Raw genomic sequence first — 17,907 nt, 5'->3', positions numbered from 1 at the left:
TCCAAGACCGGGTCGCTTCTTTCGCGAGCAGGCTCGCTCCCACAGGGGGATTTGTGACAACACGATCCAATGTGGGAGCGAGCCTGCTCGCGATGGCGTTGTATCAGGCAACATCAATGTTGAACGTGCCGGCCTCTTCGCGGGCAAGCCCGCTCCCACAGGGTTCTGTGGTGTACACGAGATTTGTGCACGACCGAAACTACTGTGGGAGCGGGCTTGCCCGCGAAAGCGTCGGCCCAGTCACCACAAGTCTTGAAGCTTTCCACTGACGAAAAGGCGCCACACCATGTCCCTGCACCTGATCATCGGCGACAAACTGCTTTCCTCCTGGTCCCTGCGCGCCGCTCTGGCGCTGGAGCTGACCGGCGCTCCCTACAGCGAAGAGCTGATCAAACTCGGCAAGCCCGACACCCGCGAGAAGCTGCTCAAGCATTCGCCGACCGCCAAGGTGCCGCTGCTGCAAACTTCTCGCGGCACCATCGCCGACTCTCTGGCGATCGCCGAATACCTGGCCGAGCAGTTCCCGTCCGAACAGCTCTGGCCAACCGACCTGTTCGCCCGTGCCCAGGCGCGATCCGCCTGCGCGCAGATGCACAGTGGCTTTTTCGCCATGCGCAATCACATGCCGTTCAACCTGAGCCATGACGCACCGCTCAACCCGGTGCCGCCAGAGGTGAAGGTCGATATCGAACGCATGCTCGCGCTGTGGGCTGAATGCCGTGCTGCCGCCACGGAGCCTGGGCCGTATCTGTTTGGCCGGGTGAGCCTGGCTGACGCGTTCTTCGCACCGATTGCCGTGCGCCTGCGGACTTACCAGGTGCAGTTGCCGACGGTTGATCAAGCCTATGTTGAAACCGTCTACCAATGGCCCGCCTTCAAGGCGTGGCAAAAGGCTGGACTGGAGGAGTTGAATCCGTGAAACGCGTACACGTCGCGGCTGCCGTCATTCGGGACGACAGCGGCAAAATCCTCATCGCCCGCCGTGCCGATACCCAGCATCAGGGCGGCTTGTGGGAATTTCCCGGCGGCAAGGTCGAGGCTGACGAATCGGTCGAAGGCGCCTTGGCGCGCGAGCTGCAGGAAGAGCTGGGTATTGTCGTTGGCGCCGCTCGTCCACTGATTAAGGTCCGCCATGATTACCCCGACAAGCAGGTATTGCTGGATGTCTGGGAAGTGTCTCAGTTCACCGGTGAGCCACACGGTGCCGAAGGTCAGCCACTGGCCTGGGTGACCGCCAAGGATCTGCTGAACTACGAGTTCCCGGCGGCCAATCAGTCGATCGTGGCCGCGGCGCGCCTGCCCGGCGAATACCTGATCACGCCGGACGATCTGGAAGCCCCGGCCTTGCTGCGCGGCATTCAGAAGGCGATTGCCGGCGGGATCAAACTGATCCAGTTGCGCGCGCCGAACGGCTATGACCCCAAATACCGCGATCTGGCGGTGGATGCAGCCGGTCTGTGTGCCGGCAAGGCGCAGTTGATGATCAAGGGGCCGTTCGAATGGCTCGGCGATTTCCCGTCTGCCGGTTGGCACATCACCGCCGCACAACTGCGCAAATACGCCGAAGCAGGGCGGCCGTTGCCGCCTGAGCGCTGGTTGGCGGCTTCGTGCCACAACGCTGAAGAACTGGCACTGGCCGAGCAGATGGGCGTGGATTTCGTCACCCTGTCGCCGGTTCAACCAACCTTGACCCACCCGGATGCGCAGCCATTGGGCTGGGATCAGGCTTCGACGTTGATCGAGGGCTTCAGCAAGCCGGTGTTCTTGCTCGGCGGGGTCGGCCCGGCGGAGCGCGAGAAAGCGTGGGGCGTTGGGGCTCAGGGTGTGGCGGGGATTCGCGCGTTCTGGCCAGAAGCTTGATTATGTTGTGAGGCTGATGGCCTCTTCGCGAGCAAGCCCGCTCCCACATTTTGACTGCATTCCAACTGGATGAATGCAATCAAAATGTGGGAGCGGGCTTGCTCGCGAAGGCGTCCTTACAGGCGCTATATATCTGAAGGCTTCGCCGCCGGTTGCCACAAAATCTCCGCAATCCCCTGCCGCCGCGCAATCAACCTTGCGGCCACGAACAACAGATCCGACAGCCGATTGATATACGCCAAACCAACCCCGGCCAACGGCTCGATCGCGTTCAAATGCTGACAACGCCGCTCGGCACTGCGCGCCAGACTGCGGCACACATGGGCCTGGGCAATCAGCATCGAACCGCCCGGCAGAATGAAATTCTCCAGCGGCCCCAATTCCTCGTTCCACACATCAATCGCCGCTTCCAGGCGCTCGATTTCTGCCGTGTTCAACGCCTGATATTCCGGCATCGCCAGCTCACCGCCAAGATCAAACAGACGATGCTGACAAGGCGCGAGCACGTCGATCAGTTCATTCAATCCCGGGAATGCCTCACGTTCGGCGATCAACCCGGCCAGCAGCACACCGACCTGACTGTTCAGCGTATCGACTTCGCCAATCGCTTCGATGCGCGGGTGATCCTTGGGCACGCGGCGGCCATCGCCCAGGCCGGTTTCGCCAGTGTCGCCGGTGCGGGTGTAGATCTTCGACAAGCGAAAGCCCATGGGTTACCTCGGTAGTTGATTGGTTTCGGCGGCGATGGCCGCCGGTTGGGTCAGTGGCAGGCGCAACGTGAAGCAGGTGCCCTGGCCCGGCGCCGATTGCACTTCCATCTGCCCTTTGTGGTTGTTGGTGATGATGAAGTACGACACCGACAGCCCCAGCCCTGTGCCCTGGCCGATTTCCTTGGTGGTGAAGAACGGCTCGAAGGTGCGTTTGCGCACGTTTTCGCTCATGCCGATGCCGTTGTCCTCGACCTGAATCTCGGCCCATGGCGGATTGAGTTTGGTGCGCAGGATGATCCGCCCCGGCTCGCTGTCATCTTCGCGCTGATGAATGGCTTGTGCAGCGTTTTTCAGCAGGTTGAGCAACACTTGTTCCAGTTCGTTGGCGGTGCCCGGCACCGGGCCGAGCGCCGGGTCGAACTGGCGGATGATCGCCTGGCCCTTGAAGTCGAAACCGATCGCCAGATCGAAGTCGTTACCGGCAATTTCCACCGCCTGATCAATCAGCGCCGGCAGATCGCAGGGGGCCATTTGCCTAGTGCTGCGGCGGCTGAAACTGAGCATGTGCGTGACGATTTTTGCCGCCCGCGCGCCGGCCTGCTGGATGCCGTCGAGCAGTTTCGGCACTTCGCGGCTCTGCAGGTAACGGTTGACCGTGTCCAGTTCGATGCCGAGCTGTTCAGCGGTTTCGAGGTTTTTTGGCAGATCTGCCGACAGCCGCCGCCGAATGTTCTGCACGTTGTGCAGGATCGCGCCCAGCGGGTTGTTGATCTCATGGGCCATGCCGGCGGCGAGGCCACCGACCGAGAGCATCTTCTCCGACTGCACCATCATTTCTTCCAGCGACAGGCGCTGGGTGATGTCGTCGATACGGATCACCACACCGCGCCCTGCACCGCCCATCAGTGGGTAGAAGGTCAGGGCGTAGTGCTTGGGCTCGTCGTCCTTGAACCAGGTCACCCGCTCGATCTTCGCCACGGTGTGTTCTTCGACCGTTTGCTTCAGTTGTGGCAGAAACGGCTTGAGCGGTTCGAAGGCGAGGAAGATCGGTTGGTTCAGCGCCTCATCCAGGCGCGTCCCGGAGAGGGCGCTGGCCTCCTGGTTCCACTGGGTCACGTAGAGTTGCTCGTCGAGAGCAATCAGCGCCGAGGGCATGGAGTCGATGATGCTGTTGAGGTAGTTCTGGAATCCGGTGAGCTTCTTCTCGATCTTGCTCCGAACCTGGACTTCCAGCTCCAGTTTTCGGTTGGTGTGGCGGGTTTCTTCGGCCAGGCCCTGGGCCTGATCGTAGGCGGCCTGCGAGTCATCGCGGGCCCGTTTGAGCTGCTGTTCGCGGGCTTCGATGCGCGAGAGCATGGTGTTGAACGCCTCGGCGAGGCTGCCGATTTCATCGTGGTTGCCGCGTGAGGCGCGCAGGGCATAGTTCTCTTCGCGAGTGACCTGACGCGACAGTTCTTCCAGCTCATGGATCGGGCGGGTGATCAGGCGTTTGATCTGCCGCGCAATCACCAGCCACAGCAGCACACTGAAAATCAGGATGCCGAGACTGGCAGTCAGGGTGCCGGTGTAGAACGCCATCGGCAGTTCACTGCTGGCGACCAGCAGCAAGTGCCCGGGCGCGGTGCCGGGGCGGGGCAGGGTGATCAACTGATTGCTGCGAAACTCGGTGAGCTGCCAGGCTTCGACGTGTCGATAGCGTTCCGGCAGATTGAGCTTGTCGCCACGCTGCACCTGGGCGATGCGGTCACCCTTGCCGTCATACAACGCGGCGGCGCGCAGTGGCGAATAGCTGTCGAGTTCCTTGAGCAGGCGTTCGGCGCTCTGGGGCGACTCGAGGGCTTGTGCGACCAGGCTCGGGTTGGAGATCAGCCGGCCGATGGTCTGCAAAGCTTGCGGCGCCATGCTTTCCTGAGAGATGTAATAGGCGGCGCTGATAAAGGTCAGGTTGGCGACCAGCAGGACGGTGGTCAACAACACCAGCAGGGCGGCCAGCAGTTTCTGGCCGACCGGCAGGTTTTCAAGGCGCTGGCGCAATGGCATCAGGTTTATCGCAGCAAAGGAACAAGTGGCCAGCGTAGCCGCTGCTCAGTCGCTGGGCAATCCAAGGCTGTGCAGATGAGCGATCAGACGCTGCTGCAATTGATTGAGGTGTGGCAGGTTCAACTGGTGACGGGTGGCGACTTTGCAGGCGTGGCCCAGCAGGTAACTGATTTCGGTGCGGCGCTGGTTCGCCACGTCCTGATACATCGACGAGTAATTGGCTGCGGTGGCGTGAATCACCCGCTCGACTTCCTGTTGCAGATTGACCGCTGCGGCCGGTTGACCGCAGTGCTCCAGTAATTCGGCCAGCTCGTTGCACAGCGTGGCGACTTCGCATTGATGCTGTTCCAGCCCGCCGTTACGGCAATCGTGGAGCACGGTCAGCGGATTGATCGCGCAATTGAGCGCCAGTTTGCGCCACAGCCGGGTGAGGATGTCGGTGCTCCATTCGTGGGGAATGTTCGCCGCTTGCAGGTCGTCCAGCCAGATCGGCGCCACCGGATGGCCGGCATCACCCAGCCAGGTGAAACCGTGGCCGGCAAACACCACGCGCCAGTCGCCGTCGCGGAACGCGCCTTCGGTGCTGGAGGCGCTGATGCAGCGTGCCTGCGGAACCACCGCTGCGACGGCGTCCTGACTGCCGAGGCCGTTCTGCAGCAGGATCAGCTCGGCATCTGCGCTCAGGCGCGGGGCGAGGCGGGCGACGGCGCTTTCGGCGTCATAGGCCTTGCAGGCGACCAGCAGGCGGCGGATCGGCTCCGGGTCGTCCGCCGTTTGCGCGGGGACGGCATAGGTAGTGGCTGCGCCGTGTTCGACCAGCGTCAGGCCGCCGGCCACCTGATAGCTGCGCAAACGCTCGGCATCCCGCACGATCAGCCGCACCGGCAGACCGGCCCGAGCCAGACGCGTGGCCCACAGGGTGCCAAGGCTGCCGGCGCCGAGAACGTGCCAGGGGGTGGACATCAGTTTTTCACTCGGTAAGGTACTGGCATGCAAGGCTCGCCGTATCGCTGGGAAAAGACCCGTTATAATGAGCCGGATTTTAACCGCAAGCCAAGCGCGCTCCCTCCTGATCGAGCGCGCCTTTTTATTGGAGAGATTACATGCCGTCGTTCGACGTGGTATCCGAACTGGACAAACACGAGCTGACCAACGCGGTCGAGAACGCCGTGAAGGAACTTGATCGTCGCTATGACCTGAAAGGCAAAGGCAGCTTCGAGTTCAAGGAAAAGGACCTGACCGTCAATCTGACCGCTGAAGCCGGGTTCCAGCTGGAAGCGATGATCGAGATCCTCAAGCTGGCTCTGACCAAGCGCAAGATTGATGTGCAGTGCCTTGAAGTCAAAGATGCTTACGCCTCGGGCAAGCTGATGAAGCAGGACGCCATTCTCAAAGAAGGCATCGACAAGGAGCTGGCGAAGAAGATCGTCGCTCACATCAAGGACGCCAAGCTCAAGGTACAGGCCGCCATTCAGGGCGAGCAGGTGCGTGTGACCGGCAAGAAGCGTGATGACCTGCAGGAAGCCATCGCGGCCCTGCGCGCCAAGGAATTCGGCATGCCACTGCAGTTCAACAACTTCCGCGACTAAGTCCGGTCAGAAGATTTGTGGGAGCGAGCCTGCTCGCGAAGGCGGCGTGTCAGTCAACCTCCTGGCTGAATGACACACCGCCTTCGCGAGCAGGCTCGCTCCCACATTTGATTTATGTGCACCCCGGCGGGTTTCTGCCGCTTATCTTTCGCGTGCCGAATGGCCGGAAATCAGGAGATGGAAGATGGATTTGAATGCTGAGGTAGACAACCTGGTCAAGGCGTCCCAGGCGTGGATTCCGATGATCATGGAATACGGCAGCCGTGTGTTGCTGGCGGTGATTACCCTGGCCATTGGCTGGTGGCTGATCAACAAGGTCACGCAAAAACTCGGCGGTCTGCTGGCCCTGCGTAATGCCGACCTGGCGCTGCAAGGCTTCATCAGCAGTCTGGCGAACATCATTCTCAAAGTGCTGCTGATCGTAAGTGTGGCCTCGATGATCGGCGTGGAAACCACCTCGTTCGTGGCCGCGATTGGTGCTGCCGGTCTGGCGATCGGTCTGGCGTTGCAGGGCAGCCTGGCGAACTTCGCCGGCGGCGTGCTGATTCTGTTGTTCCGTCCGTTCCGTATCGGTGACTGGATCGAAGCGCAAGGTGTGGCGGGTACGGTCGACAGCATCCAGATTTTCCACACCGTGCTGCGTACCGGTGACAACAAGACCATCATCGTCCCGAACGGCAATCTGTCGAACGGCATCATCACCAACACCAACCGTCAGCCAACCCGCAAAGTGGTGTTTGACGTGGGTGTGGATTACGAAGCTGATCTGCAAAAGGCCCGTCAGGTGCTGCTGGATCTGGCCAAGGATGAGCGCGTATTGCAGGACCCTGCGCCACAAGCGGTCATTTCGACGTTGGGTGACAGTTCGATCACTGTTTCCCTGCGTGTGTGGGTTAAAACTGCAGACTATTGGGACGTGATGTTCATGTTTAACGAACAGTCGCGTGACCGTTTGAAAACTGCCGGAATTGATATTCCGTTTCCACAGCGGGTTATCCGAGTAGTTCAGGAATCGGCTGTTCAGTAATACCACTGATACTTGGCTTCGCGGTCAGTTAATGAGTGGACTAACCCAAGAGCTGTTCGCACTCTTGGGTTTTTTATGCCCGATCTAGATGTTCGTTGGCTAATAAGTAGCTAGCTAATATTATTTGTTCGGTCAGAAACAGGAAGGCAGGAGTGAACTTGATTCATAAAAAAACCGCTCACCTGAGTCAGGTGAGCGGTTCTTGTTAGAGCAAAGCTCTACAGTACCTCAGCTGTATATCCCGATTAGAGGATGTTCAGTGGGTACTCGACGATCAGACGGGTGTCGTTGTTGTCAGACGCGTAGCCGCTGTAAGCGCCGTTCGAACGGTACATGGCGTAACGCAGACGGAACGACAGATCCTTGGCTGGACCTTCCTGGATCACGTACTTGGACTCGGCGTTCCACTCGTTCTCTTTACCTTCACCCAGACCGTTGGTCTTGATGTTGTCACCCTTCACGTAGCGGGTCATGAAGCTCAGGCCAGGAACGCCATAGGTCTTCATGTTCAGGTCGTAACGAGCTTGCCAGGAGCGTTCTTCACGGCCCACGAAGTCGGAGATCTGAATGGAGTTGGCAACGAAGATGGTGCTGTTGCCGTCAACGCCATAGTAGTAGGCATTGTCGCCGCTGGAGCGCTGGTGCGCGACGGTGAATTTGTGCGCGCCGATGCTGTATGCAGCAGCCAGGGACCACAGTTTGTTGTCCACACCACTGGTGCCGTCGCCGATAGCGTCAACCAGATCGCCGCGCTTCTCGCCTTCGGTTTTATAACCGTTGAAGTCGAAGTTCAGAGACTGTTCTTCGTTGATTGGCAGGGTGTAGTTCAGATTGATGTATTGCTTTTTAAAGTACTGGTCGGCATCCGAAGCGGCCAATGCACCGGTGAAATTGTCGGTGAAGGCATAGCTTGCGCCGAAGATATTGATGTTGGTCAGGCCTTTGCCGCCAAAACCGTTTTCATCAGGCAGACCGCCGATGCTGTCGCGGCCCATGCCGGTTTGCTTGCTCAGGGAGGTGAAGCGACCTGCGCTCAGTTCCAGGCCTTTGATCTCTTTGGAAGTGATCAGGGTACCGGTAGCCACTTCTGGCAACAGACGGCTGTCGTCAGTGGCGAAGACCGGGCTGGCAACGAATTGCTGACCGTATTTCAGAACGGTGTCGGATACGCGGAATTTGACTGCGCCGCCGATCTTGCCTTGGGATTTTTCCGGGTTGCCGTCACTGTCGACTGCAAACAGGCCGTTACCACGACGACCCGAGCCACCGTCCAGTTTGACCGAACCCATGGCCATGGCATCGAGACCGAAACCTACGGTGCCTTGAGTGAAGCCCGATTCGTAGGTCAGCAGTTGGCTGACACCGGTGTCCTGGCGATAGCCGCTTTCAAAACCCGGGGTGCCGTCTTTCTTTGCAACGTTACCGGCACCATTTTTGTAATCGCGGTTCATGTATTCCATACGAGTCTTCAGTTTCAGACTCTGGTCTTCCAGGAACCCTTTGGCGTCATCCTGCGAAGATGCCATTGCGAACTGCGAGGTGCCTGCTGCAACAGCCAGGGCGATCATGCTCCACTTCATCACGCGCATCGTGATTTGCTCCTTTGGTTTTTAGAAGAGTACTGCCGTCCCACCTGTTTTATTATCTGGGCGGCTCTTTCTTTTTGTGTCGGCGCAAACTTATATCACGCCGACAATGTTGGCGATACTTGCTAATCCAACCTTTCACCTTCTTTACGACGCTGTCGCAGATGGCTTTGTAGATGTCGCAAATTCACAGTACCGATGCAATCGGATCGACAACTTTCTCGCTGTTTTTCTAGCCTTTTGCATCGCTAAAAAAGAGTCCCTGGCAAAACACTTGAATCTCCATCGGGCAACCCTGCCACTGTTTTTGTTGGGCCTAAGGCTCCCACTTCCCGTGGTGCGCTTATAGTCCATATGGGTACGAATGCAACAAGCGTGCACAAACTGCTTTCTCTATGCGGTTATTTTTCTGAACACTCGTCACTCGCTGTAAAAACCTCATAAATACTGGGCCTCAAGCCCTTCTTTATCAGGGCTTGACGCCATCCCTCGCTTGGTGTTGTCGAGCAGGTTCGTGCGCGCGACAACGAAAAACGTTACCGGTTCACCCCGCCGGTGAGTATTCGGCGGATGCCCGACGCACTGAGCGTAGACGCGCTGTGCGGTTTTGGTGCAAAAATTTTTCCAGTTGTTCCGGATTCATACAGTTTGAGCGGGAGCAGGGGATGAACGCTTTGGGCTTTTCTGGTCATTTCATTGTGCTGCACCGCGCAGTCGGTTCCGTCATGGTGCGTGCCGCCCGAAAATGTCGCATGCAGGAGCGTTGAGCAATGTCTGTCCTGGCACGCTCATCGTGAAGCCCGGCGCATTCGCAGGTATGCTGCCTGCCTGTCGCTTGGCGTCATGTCTGTCTGGATGGCCGCTAAGCTGAATTGTGTAGATCAGCCGGGAGTGCACGCAGTGTTTGCTTTAGATTCACGACTTCAACAGGACACCCTGACCATCGGCGATTTCCCGCTCTGCCGGCTGCTGCTGTCCAACGATGCCAATTACCCGTGGTTCATCCTGGTGCCTCGTCGCGACGATATCAGCGAGTTGTTTCAGTTGGATGTCGCCGACCAGCAGCAGTTGTGGCAGGAAACCACGGCGCTGGCCGAGTTGCTCAAGGACTTGTTCGATGCCGACAAGCTGAACGTCGCGACGCTGGGCAACGTTGTCAGCCAGTTGCATATGCATGTGATCGTGCGCAAGCGTGACGATGCGGCATGGCCGGCGCCGGTCTGGGGCAAACACCCGGCCAAACCCTACAGCGCCGAGCAGGTCGCGAGCATTCGTGAGCGGCTGCGTCTGGTGCTGACCGAACACTTCACGTTTCTGGAGGGTTGAACCATGAACCTTGAAGAACGCGTCACCGATCTGGAAAGCCGTCTGGCTTTTCAGGATGACACCATTCAGGCGTTGAACGACGAACTGGTGGCGCAGCAGCGGGTGATCGAGCGCCTGCAGTTGCAAATGGCGGCGTTGCTCAAGCGTCAGGAGGAGATGGTCGGGCAGTTCGATTCTTTCGAGGAAGAGGCGCCACCACCGCATTACTGATGCCAACACCTTTATGCAGGCGTAAAAAAAACCGCGAGCAGCCTGGCTGTTCGCGGTTTTTTATTGCCTTGGATCAGCGACGCGGCAGGGCGGCGATCACGTCCTCGGCTTGCAGGCCTTTGTCCCGATTCATCACCGAGAACTCCACGCGCTGGCCTTCGACCAGTACGCGGTGGCCTTCGCCACGGATTGCACGAAAGTGCACGAAAATATCATCGCCGGAATCCCGGGAGATAAAGCCGAAGCCTTTGGAGGTGTTGAACCACTTGACGGTACCGGTATCGCGGTTGCTCATGTCATAGGTAGTCGGTGCAGCGGCCGGTGAAGACTTGTAGAAGCTGATGGCCAGATGCAGGACCACGGCAACCAGAGCGATCACCAGGCTGAACAACACCGCCGGTTGACCGGCGATGACTGGCATCGGTGCGATCAGGGTCAGGGTTTGCAGGACGACAGTCAGCACGAGAAGAGCGCTGACCAGATTTTGCAGATGCTGGCGCGGGCCTTTGTTCCAGTAAGGAATCACTGGAGCGATGACCAGATTCAGCAGGCCGAAAAAGGCCAGGTAAAGTGCATCGGGTTGTTGCAGGTAAGGAACGGCTTCGGATTTCAAGCTAGGTATGAACGACAGCAGCAAGGCCGCTGCGCCCATTAGCAGGTGGACGATTTTCAACATTTTGATTGGCTCACGTTATGACGGCTCACAAGGAAGAGCTGAAGGCGCACGGTTCGCTTCGGAACAATAAAGAGGCGTTGGACACGTGCCCGGCATCAGCCTATGCGCGACACCCCCGAAAAATGGGGCGTAGCGACACACTGCCTATTTAACAGCAAAGCCTGCAGCTACTCAAATTACCCCGGCCAGCGGCACGTGCCCGGTCGATTTGTCGCATGGCGAGTGAAGATTGTCGGCTGCGAGGTGGCGGCTGCCTTGCTAGAGTGGGTCTGCACCTGTTGGATGAATTCAATCGCCTTAGGGGGTAAACATGGCAATCGATATCGGTATCAGTGAAGAAGATCGCAAGTCCATCGTCGAGGGGCTGTCGCGGCTGCTGTCGGACACCTACGTGCTGTATCTGAAAACCCATAACTTCCACTGGAACGTCACCGGTCCCATGTTCCGGACCCTGCATCTGATGTTCGAAGAGCAATACAACGAGCTGGCGCTGGCGGTGGATCTGATCGCCGAGCGTATCCGCGCTCTGGGTTTTCCTGCGCCGGGTGCCTACGCGACTTACGCGCGTCTTTCCTCTATTAAAGAAGAAGTCGGGGTGCCAAGTGCCGAGGACATGATCAAGCAGTTGGTCGACGGCCAGGAAGCGGTCACCCGCACTGCTCGCGGCATCTTCCCGCTGTTGGACAAGGTCAGTGACGAGCCGACGGCCGACTTGCTGACCCAGCGCATGCAGGTGCATGAGAAGACCGCGTGGATGTTGCGCGCGTTGCTCGAGGCCTGATAGTTCGGTGCGCGGACGTCCGCAGGTGTGGATGTCCGCATACTGTTTCAAATCTTACTGAACATGTCGGCTTATCCTACGCTGCTGGGCAACTAGTCATCTGGCGCTGACTTTGCGTCTGCGTTTTTATGAAGGCACAGGATGTTGTCTTTATAAAAGCAGCGATGACAAAGGAGTGTCAGCGATATGGTAGGTGGAGACAGGCGATGCGAGCATGTCGGTTCGCAACGGGAAATGAAGGTCGATCCGTTTGTCAGCGATTTCGATTTCGAGCTGATCCGGCCGCTGGCCAGATCAGTGCGTTTGAACGGCTTTGCCACTTGCTTGAGGCTCGAGCAGGTTTACTGGAACATTCTCGGTGACATGGCTGGGCACAATGGCTGCTCGGTCAGTACGCTGCTGTCCCATGTGGACCGCGAAGTGCACCTGCGCCACGGCGGGGTGAAAAACTTCAGCGGTCTGGTACGGGTGGTGTGTGTGATGAATGGCCTGCGGGATACCCCGGCGGCCGTCATGCCCTGAACGGGCAATACTTGAAATGACGTGGCGGGCTGTGCAGTCTTACGGCTGCACAGCCCGCATTTAATGGATATAATCCCGCTCTTTCGCCGCAAAGCCCTGCGCGCGGTGGCAATCTGATCGCCGAGACACCCCCATGCCGATGTACGATTATCAATGTGCTTCCTGTGGTCATCAGTTGGAAGCCATTCAAAAGATCAGCGAGGCACCGCTGGTCGACTGCCCTGCCTGTCAGGCGCCAGAGCTCAAGAAACAGCTGTCCATGCCGGGTTTTCGCCTCAGCGGCAGCGGTTGGTACGAAACCGATTTCAAGACCGGAGCCAAGAAGAATCTGGCCGGTGGCGACAAATCTGACTAGGGTTCAGGCCCAGGTCGAACGACACGCGTGAGATTTCGCAGTGCTTGAGTGCGACGGGATCTCCACCGAATTTCGAATTACGAGAAGCGAAACCACTACCATGATGCGCAGCCATTATTGCGGCCAACTGAACGAAAGCCTGGAAGGCCAGGAAATTACCCTTTGCGGATGGGTTCACCGTCGTCGCGACCACGGCGGGGTGATTTTCCTCGATATCCGTGATCGTGATGGTCTGGCTCAGGTGGTGTTCGATCCGGATCGCGCCGAGAGCTTCGCCGCCGCCGATCGCGTGCGCAGCGAATACGTCGTGAAAATCACCGGTAAGGTGCGTCTGCGTCCGGCCGGTGCGACCAACGCCAACATGGCGTCGGGCATGATCGAAGTGTTGGGCTACGAGCTGGAAGTGCTGAACGAGTCGGAAACCCCGCCGTTCCCGCTCAACGAATACTCCGACGTCGGCGAAGAAACCCGCCTGCGCTACCGCTTCCTGGACCTGCGTCGTCCGGAAATGGCCGAGAAGCTGCGTCTGCGTTCGCGCATGACCACCAGCATCCGTCGCTTCCTCGACGAGAACGGCTTCCTCGACGTGGAAACGCCGATTCTGACCCGTGCTACCCCGGAAGGCGCCCGCGACTACCTGGTGCCGAGCCGTACTCACGCCGGTTCGTTCTTCGCGCTGCCGCAATCGCCTCAGCTGTTCAAGCAACTGCTGATGGTTGCCGGTTTCGACCGTTACTACCAGATCGCCAAATGCTTCCGCGACGAAGACCTGCGTGCCGACCGTCAGCCTGAGTTCACTCAGATCGACATCGAGACCAGCTTCCTCGACGAAAAAGACATCATGGGCCTGACCGAAGGTATGATCCGCAACCTGTTCAAGGAAGTGCTGGATCTGGAATTCGGCGAATTCCCGCACATGACCTTTGAAGAAGCCATGCGTCGTTACGGTTCCGACAAGCCGGACCTGCGTAACCCGCTGGAGCTGGTTGACGTTGCCGACCAACTCAAAGAAGTCGAATTCAAGGTGTTCAGCGGCCCGGCCAACGATCCGAAATGCCGTATCGCCGCGCTGCGCGTTCCAGGCGGGGCGAGCATGCCGCGCAAGCAGATCGACGACTACACCAAGTTCGTCGGCATCTACGGTGCCAAGGGCCTGGCGTACATCAAGGTCAACGAGCGCGCTGCCGGTGTTGAAGGTCTGCAGTCGCCGATCGTGAAGAACATCCCTGAAGCCAACCTCAACGTGATCCTCGATCGCGTCGGCGCGGTTGACGGCGACATCGTGTTCTTCGGCGCCGACAAGGCCAAGATCGTCAGCGAAGCCCTGGGTGCGCTGCGTATCAAGCTCGGCCACGACCTCGATCTGCTGACCTGCAAGTGGGCGCCAATGTGGGTCGTCGACTTCCCGATGTTCGAAGAGAACGACGACGGCAGCTTCTCTGCGCTGCACCACCCGTTCACCGCACCGAAGTGCTCCCCAGAAGAGCTGGAAGCCAATCCGGCCGGCGCTCTGTCCCGCGCCTACGACATGGTGCTCAACGGCACCGAGCTGGGTGGCGGTTCGATTCGTATCCATCGCAAGGAAATGCAACAAGCGGTGTTCCGCCTGCTGGGTATCAATGAAGCGGAACAGGAAGAGAAGTTCGGCTTCCTGCTCGACGCGCTGAAGTACGGTGCACCGCCGCACGGTGGTCTGGCCTTCGGTCTGGACCGTCTGGTGATGCTGATGACCGGCGCCCAGTCGATCCGTGAAGTGATTGCCTTCCCGAAAACCCAGAGTGCTGCGGACGTCATGACGCAAGCGCCGGGTGTGGTGGATGCCAAGGCGCTGCGCGAGCTGCACATTCGTTTGCGCGAAACGCCAAAGGCTGAGTAAGACGGGCCTGAAGGCGCATCTTCGGATGCGCCTTTTTTCTTTCTATAGAGAGCAGGTCGAGATTTTTTGTTTGCTGGCCACTGCGTGAGCAGGGCGGGCAACGTTTCAAGAGAATTCGGAGCGAGTTATGGCAGGTCATTCCAAGTGGGCGAACATCAAGCACCGCAAAGAACGTCAGGATGCCAAGAGAGGCAAGATCTTCACCAAGTGGATCCGTGAGCTGACCGTTGCGGCCCGTCAGGGCGGCGGCGATCCGGGTTCCAATCCGCGTCTGCGCCTGGCCCTGGACAAGGCCCTCGGTGCGAACATGAGCCGAGACATCATCGACCGCGCCGTTGCGCGTGGCGCCGGTGCGACCGAAGCGGACAACGTTGAAGAGCTGACCTATGAAGGTTACGGCCCAGGCGGCGTGGCGGTCATGGTCGAGTGCATGACCGACAACCGCAACCGTACCGCAGCTGCCGTGCGCCATGCGTTCAGCAAATGTGGCGGCAACCTTGGTACCGACGGTTCGGTTGCGTACCTGTTCGAACGCAAAGGGCAGATCAGCTTCGCCCCGGGCGTCGATGAAGACGCGCTGACCGAAGCGGCGCTGGAAGCCGATGCCGACGACGTGGTCAGCCATGAAGACGGCTCGATCGACGTGTTCACCTCGTTCACCAGCTTCTACGCGGTGCGTAACGCGTTGGAAGCGGCCGGGTTCAAGGGTGACGACGCAGAAATCGTCATGCAGCCGACCACCAGCGCCGAACTGGATCTGGAAGGCGCGGAGAAGGTGCTCAAGCTGATCGACATGCTCGAGGATCTGGATGACGTGCAGAACGTCTACTCCAACGCAGACATTCCCGAAGATGTGGCCGCTCAGCTCGGTTAAGAGCGACTAGGCTTCAATGTGGGAGCGGGCTTGCTCGCGAAGGCGGCGTATCAGCAAGCATCAATGCTGAATGACACACCGCCTTCGCGAGCAAGCCCGCTCCCACATTGGTTATTCGCTGTTTTGAATTTCTTGTTTTTACCGACTCCGCAGGCGTTATGACTTTAATTCTGGGTATCGACCCCGGCTCGCGCATCACCGGTTACGGGATTGTTCGCGATACCGGCCGCGGCGGCTGCATCTATGTGGCCTCGGGCTGCATCCGTACCGGCGCCGGTGAGCTGCATGAGCGGCTGCAGATCGTTTATCGCGGCGTGCGTGAAATCATTCAGACCTATGGCCCGGTGACCATGGGCATCGAAAAAGTGTTCATGGCGAAAAACGCCGACTCGGCGCTCAAACTTGGGCAGGCTCGTGGCGCGGCGATTGTGGCTGGCGCTGAAGAGTGCCTGGAGATTGCCGAGTACACCGCCACCCAGGTCAAGCAAGCTGTGGTCGGCACCGGCGCCGCCAATAAAGAACAGGTGCAGATGATGGTCATGCACATGCTCAAGCTGACCAGCAAACCGCAGATCGATGCCTCGGATGCCCTGGCCATCGCGATTTGTCACGCGCACACCCGTTCCAGCCTGCTGCCGCATGGCCTGGGTACCGCACGCAGTCGTGGCGGGCGCCTGCGTCTCTGATAGCATCAGCAATCATTTTTGCGGAATGCGGATTTCGCGCCTGGGTCGTCGGCCCGATTCCCGCCTTCCATCTGTCGCCAGCCCACGGCTGGCCAACGCTCAAGGATCTGAAACGTGATTGGACGCTTGCGCGGCACCCTGGCTGAGAAACAGCCGCCGCACCTGATTCTGGATGTAAACGGCCTCGGGTATGAGCTGGAAGTGCCCATGACCACCCTTTATCGCTTGCCGTCGGTCGGTGAACCGCTGACGCTGCACACCCATTTGGTCGTACGCGAAGACGCGCAGTTACTCTATGGTTTCGCCGGCAAGCGTGAGCGAGACTTTTTTCGCGAGTTGATCCGTCTCAATGGTGTCGGGCCGAAACTGGCCCTGGCCTTGATGTCGAGCCTGGAAGTCGATGAACTGATTCGCTGCGTGCAATCCCAGGACACCTCGGCGCTGACCAAGGTCCCGGGGGTCGGCAAGAAAACCGCTGAGCGCCTGCTGGTTGAACTGAAGGATCGCTTCAAGGCCTGGGAAACCTCGCCGGCCATGTTCGCCCTGGTGCCGAATCAGCCGGACGGCCCGGCGCCGGTCAACACCGCTGAAAACGATGCGGTCAGCGCGCTGATTTCCCTGGGCTACAAGCCGCAGGAAGCGAGCAAGGCGATTACCGCCATCAAGGACAAGAATTTGAGCAGTGAAGACCTGATCCGCCGCGCCCTGAAGGGAATGATTTAAGTGATTGAAGCTGATCGTCTGATCGCCGCCGCGCACAGCCCGCGCGAGCGCGAAGAAGTCCAGGATCGGGCCATTCGCCCGGTCAGTCTGGCCGACTATATTGGCCAGCCGACCGTGCGCGAGCAGATGGAACTGTTCATCCAGGCGGCGCGTGGTCGCAGTGAATCGCTGGATCACACGTTGATCTTCGGCCCGCCGGGTCTGGGTAAAACCACGCTGGCCAACATCATTGCCCAGGAAATGGGCGTGTCGATCAAGAGCACGTCCGGTCCGGTGCTTGAGCGTCCGGGAGATCTGGCGGCACTGCTGACCAATCTGGAACCGCACGACGTGTTGTTCATCGACGAAATCCATCGTCTGTCGCCCATCGTTGAAGAAGTGCTGTACCCGGCGATGGAAGATTTCCAGCTCGACATTATGATCGGCGAAGGGCCGGCGGCGCGCTCGATCAAGCTTGATCTGCCACCGTTCACTCTCGTTGGCGCCACGACCCGTGCCGGCATGCTGACCAACCCGTTGCGTGACCGCTTCGGTATCGTCCAGCGTCTTGAGTTCTACAGCACAGCGGATCTGGCGACGATTGTCAGTCGGTCGGCGGCGATTCTCGGTCTGCCACTGGATCCGGAGGGTTCTTTCGAAATCGCTCGTCGTGCCCGTGGTACGCCGCGAATCGCCAATCGTCTACTGCGTCGGGTGCGCGATTTTGCCGAAGTGCGCGCCAAGGGCCATATCACCAAGTCGGTGGCCGATCTGGCGTTGAACCTGCTGGACGTCGATGAACACGGTTTCGACCATCAGGACCGGCGCCTGCTGCTGACCATGATCGAGAAGTTCGATGGCGGTCCGGTGGGCATCGACAGTCTGGCGGCGGCGATCAGTGAAGAGCGCCATACCATCGAAGATGTGCTGGAGCCGTACCTGATTCAACAGGGTTACATCATGCGTACGCCACGGGGCAGGGTGGTGACACGGCATGCCTACCTGCATTTCGGTTTAAACATTCCGTCACGAATGGGTGAAATGCCTGTGGCAGACGAGTTTCTCGATGCCGTGGACGATTGATACA

The 17,907-nt window shown here is 59.0% G+C and carries 19 protein-coding genes; 14 read left to right on the top strand and 5 right to left on the bottom strand.

Going from position 1 to position 17,907, the window contains the following annotated elements:
• The first annotated feature begins 286 nt into the window (after positions 1–286).
• Together AC3WMV_RS06945 and AC3WMV_RS06940 are read left to right on the top strand one after the other, a co-directional pair.
• Positions 287–919 (top strand): glutathione S-transferase family protein, encoded by a 633-nt coding sequence (locus AC3WMV_RS06945; RefSeq protein WP_096795096.1) that lies wholly within the window; start codon positions 287–289, stop codon positions 917–919.
• Positions 916–1,860 carry a Nudix family hydrolase gene (locus AC3WMV_RS06940; protein WP_103367420.1) on the top strand — a complete coding sequence of 315 codons (945 nt, stop codon included), beginning with the start codon at positions 916–918 and terminating at the stop codon, positions 1,858–1,860. The genes AC3WMV_RS06945 and AC3WMV_RS06940 overlap by 4 nt, the downstream gene beginning before the upstream one ends.
• 125 nt (positions 1,861–1,985) lie before the next feature.
• Here AC3WMV_RS06940 and AC3WMV_RS06935 read toward each other — a convergent pair whose 3' ends face one another.
• The 3 genes from AC3WMV_RS06935 to AC3WMV_RS06925 are packed head-to-tail and all read right to left on the bottom strand — an operon-like array spanning position 1,986 to position 5,573.
• A complete protein-coding gene (locus tag AC3WMV_RS06935) occupies positions 1,986–2,570 on the bottom strand; it encodes a cob(I)yrinic acid a,c-diamide adenosyltransferase (protein WP_027612526.1) in 585 nt (194 codons plus the stop codon).
• Positions 2,571–2,573: 3 nt separating this feature from the next.
• Positions 2,574–4,610: a sensor histidine kinase gene (locus AC3WMV_RS06930; protein ID WP_007962086.1), complete on the bottom strand. Its 2,037-nt coding sequence runs from the start codon at positions 4,608–4,610 to the stop codon at positions 2,574–2,576.
• A gap of 45 nt (positions 4,611–4,655) precedes the next feature.
• Positions 4,656–5,573 (bottom strand): putative 2-dehydropantoate 2-reductase, encoded by a 918-nt coding sequence (locus AC3WMV_RS06925; protein WP_103367421.1) that lies wholly within the window; start codon positions 5,571–5,573, stop codon positions 4,656–4,658.
• A gap of 140 nt (positions 5,574–5,713) precedes the next feature.
• Here AC3WMV_RS06925 and AC3WMV_RS06920 point away from each other — a divergent pair, with 140 nt between their 5' ends.
• Complete coding sequence (locus AC3WMV_RS06920; protein WP_003227548.1) at positions 5,714–6,199, top strand: YajQ family cyclic di-GMP-binding protein; 486 nt, start codon at positions 5,714–5,716, stop codon at positions 6,197–6,199.
• Between the two features lie 184 nt (positions 6,200–6,383).
• Positions 6,384–7,226 carry a mechanosensitive ion channel family protein gene (locus tag AC3WMV_RS06915; RefSeq protein ID WP_027612528.1) on the top strand — a complete coding sequence of 281 codons (843 nt, stop codon included), beginning with the start codon at positions 6,384–6,386 and terminating at the stop codon, positions 7,224–7,226.
• A 245-nt stretch (positions 7,227–7,471) separates the two neighbouring features.
• Here AC3WMV_RS06915 and AC3WMV_RS06910 read toward each other — a convergent pair whose 3' ends face one another.
• Positions 7,472–8,815, bottom strand: a complete 1,344-nt coding sequence (locus tag AC3WMV_RS06910) for an OprD family porin (protein ID WP_103367422.1) — start codon at positions 8,813–8,815, stop codon at positions 7,472–7,474.
• 897 nt (positions 8,816–9,712) lie between these two features.
• On the opposite strand from AC3WMV_RS06910, the gene AC3WMV_RS06905 reads away from it, so the two are divergent.
• Together AC3WMV_RS06905 and AC3WMV_RS06900 are read left to right on the top strand one after the other, a co-directional pair.
• Positions 9,713–10,138, top strand: coding sequence for an HIT family protein (locus tag AC3WMV_RS06905; protein WP_027612530.1), 426 nt, complete (start codon positions 9,713–9,715; stop codon positions 10,136–10,138).
• Between the two features lie 3 nt (positions 10,139–10,141).
• The gene (locus AC3WMV_RS06900; protein WP_007962092.1) at positions 10,142–10,348 is read left to right on the top strand and encodes a SlyX family protein; all 207 of its coding nucleotides are present in this window, start codon (positions 10,142–10,144) and stop codon (positions 10,346–10,348) included.
• A 73-nt stretch (positions 10,349–10,421) separates the two neighbouring features.
• Here the strand turns inward: AC3WMV_RS06900 and AC3WMV_RS06895 are convergent, their stop codons facing one another.
• Entirely contained in the window at positions 10,422–11,024 is a 603-nt protein-coding gene (locus AC3WMV_RS06895; protein ID WP_027612531.1) for a cold-shock protein, read from the bottom strand.
• Positions 11,025–11,334: 310 nt separating this feature from the next.
• Between AC3WMV_RS06895 and AC3WMV_RS06890 the strand changes: the two genes are divergently transcribed.
• The 8 genes from AC3WMV_RS06890 to ruvB all read left to right on the top strand — a co-directional run bounded on the left by AC3WMV_RS06890 (position 11,335) and on the right by ruvB (position 17,903).
• Positions 11,335–11,805 (top strand): Dps family protein, encoded by a 471-nt coding sequence (locus AC3WMV_RS06890; RefSeq protein ID WP_007912745.1) that lies wholly within the window; start codon positions 11,335–11,337, stop codon positions 11,803–11,805.
• Positions 11,806–11,991: 186 nt separating this feature from the next.
• Positions 11,992–12,327 carry a ribbon-helix-helix domain-containing protein gene (locus tag AC3WMV_RS06885; protein ID WP_027612532.1) on the top strand — a complete coding sequence of 112 codons (336 nt, stop codon included), beginning with the start codon at positions 11,992–11,994 and terminating at the stop codon, positions 12,325–12,327.
• A 133-nt stretch (positions 12,328–12,460) separates the two neighbouring features.
• Complete coding sequence (locus tag AC3WMV_RS06880; protein ID WP_003227532.1) at positions 12,461–12,682, top strand: FmdB family zinc ribbon protein; 222 nt, start codon at positions 12,461–12,463, stop codon at positions 12,680–12,682.
• 100 nt (positions 12,683–12,782) lie between these two features.
• The gene (aspS, locus tag AC3WMV_RS06875) at positions 12,783–14,558 is read left to right on the top strand and encodes an aspartate--tRNA ligase (protein WP_003227530.1); all 1,776 of its coding nucleotides are present in this window, start codon (positions 12,783–12,785) and stop codon (positions 14,556–14,558) included.
• Between the two features lie 127 nt (positions 14,559–14,685).
• Positions 14,686–15,432: a YebC/PmpR family DNA-binding transcriptional regulator gene (locus AC3WMV_RS06870; protein WP_003227527.1), complete on the top strand. Its 747-nt coding sequence runs from the start codon at positions 14,686–14,688 to the stop codon at positions 15,430–15,432.
• A gap of 158 nt (positions 15,433–15,590) precedes the next feature.
• On the top strand, positions 15,591–16,118 hold the full coding sequence (gene ruvC / locus AC3WMV_RS06865) for a crossover junction endodeoxyribonuclease RuvC (RefSeq protein WP_007962095.1): 528 nt from the start codon (positions 15,591–15,593) through the stop codon (positions 16,116–16,118).
• A gap of 114 nt (positions 16,119–16,232) precedes the next feature.
• Positions 16,233–16,841, top strand: a complete 609-nt coding sequence (gene ruvA / locus AC3WMV_RS06860; RefSeq protein WP_003227522.1) for a Holliday junction branch migration protein RuvA — start codon at positions 16,233–16,235, stop codon at positions 16,839–16,841.
• Positions 16,842–17,903 carry a Holliday junction branch migration DNA helicase RuvB gene (gene ruvB, locus AC3WMV_RS06855; RefSeq protein WP_007962024.1) on the top strand — a complete coding sequence of 354 codons (1,062 nt, stop codon included), beginning with the start codon at positions 16,842–16,844 and terminating at the stop codon, positions 17,901–17,903.
• Positions 17,904–17,907 lie beyond the last annotated feature (4 nt).

The organism is Pseudomonas sp. FW305-3-2-15-E-TSA4, from assembly GCF_058787295.1.
This window is presented reverse-complemented; position numbering and strand designations above follow the sequence as displayed.

Bases quoted from the DNA above. Each gene is read 5' to 3' on its own strand.
- AC3WMV_RS06945 (WP_096795096.1), top strand. From the start codon at position 287: ATGTCCCTGCACCTGATCATCGGCGACAAACTGCTTTCCTCCTGGTCC.
- AC3WMV_RS06935 (WP_027612526.1), bottom strand. From the start codon at position 2,570: ATGGGCTTTCGCTTGTCGAAGATCTACACCCGCACCGGCGACACTGGC.
- AC3WMV_RS06930 (WP_007962086.1), bottom strand. From the start codon at position 4,610: ATGCCATTGCGCCAGCGCCTTGAAAACCTGCCGGTCGGCCAGAAACTG.
- AC3WMV_RS06925 (WP_103367421.1), bottom strand. From the start codon at position 5,573: ATGTCCACCCCCTGGCACGTTCTCGGCGCCGGCAGCCTTGGCACCCTG.
- AC3WMV_RS06920 (WP_003227548.1), top strand. From the start codon at position 5,714: ATGCCGTCGTTCGACGTGGTATCCGAACTGGACAAACACGAGCTGACC.
- AC3WMV_RS06915 (WP_027612528.1), top strand. From the start codon at position 6,384: ATGGATTTGAATGCTGAGGTAGACAACCTGGTCAAGGCGTCCCAGGCG.
- AC3WMV_RS06910 (WP_103367422.1), bottom strand. From the start codon at position 8,815: ATGCGCGTGATGAAGTGGAGCATGATCGCCCTGGCTGTTGCAGCAGGC.
- AC3WMV_RS06900 (WP_007962092.1), top strand. From the start codon at position 10,142: ATGAACCTTGAAGAACGCGTCACCGATCTGGAAAGCCGTCTGGCTTTT.
- AC3WMV_RS06895 (WP_027612531.1), bottom strand. From the start codon at position 11,024: ATGTTGAAAATCGTCCACCTGCTAATGGGCGCAGCGGCCTTGCTGCTG.
- AC3WMV_RS06890 (WP_007912745.1), top strand. From the start codon at position 11,335: ATGGCAATCGATATCGGTATCAGTGAAGAAGATCGCAAGTCCATCGTC.
- AC3WMV_RS06885 (WP_027612532.1), top strand. From the start codon at position 11,992: ATGGTAGGTGGAGACAGGCGATGCGAGCATGTCGGTTCGCAACGGGAA.
- AC3WMV_RS06880 (WP_003227532.1), top strand. From the start codon at position 12,461: ATGCCGATGTACGATTATCAATGTGCTTCCTGTGGTCATCAGTTGGAA.
- aspS (WP_003227530.1), top strand. From the start codon at position 12,783: ATGATGCGCAGCCATTATTGCGGCCAACTGAACGAAAGCCTGGAAGGC.
- AC3WMV_RS06870 (WP_003227527.1), top strand. From the start codon at position 14,686: ATGGCAGGTCATTCCAAGTGGGCGAACATCAAGCACCGCAAAGAACGT.
- ruvC (WP_007962095.1), top strand. From the start codon at position 15,591: ATGACTTTAATTCTGGGTATCGACCCCGGCTCGCGCATCACCGGTTAC.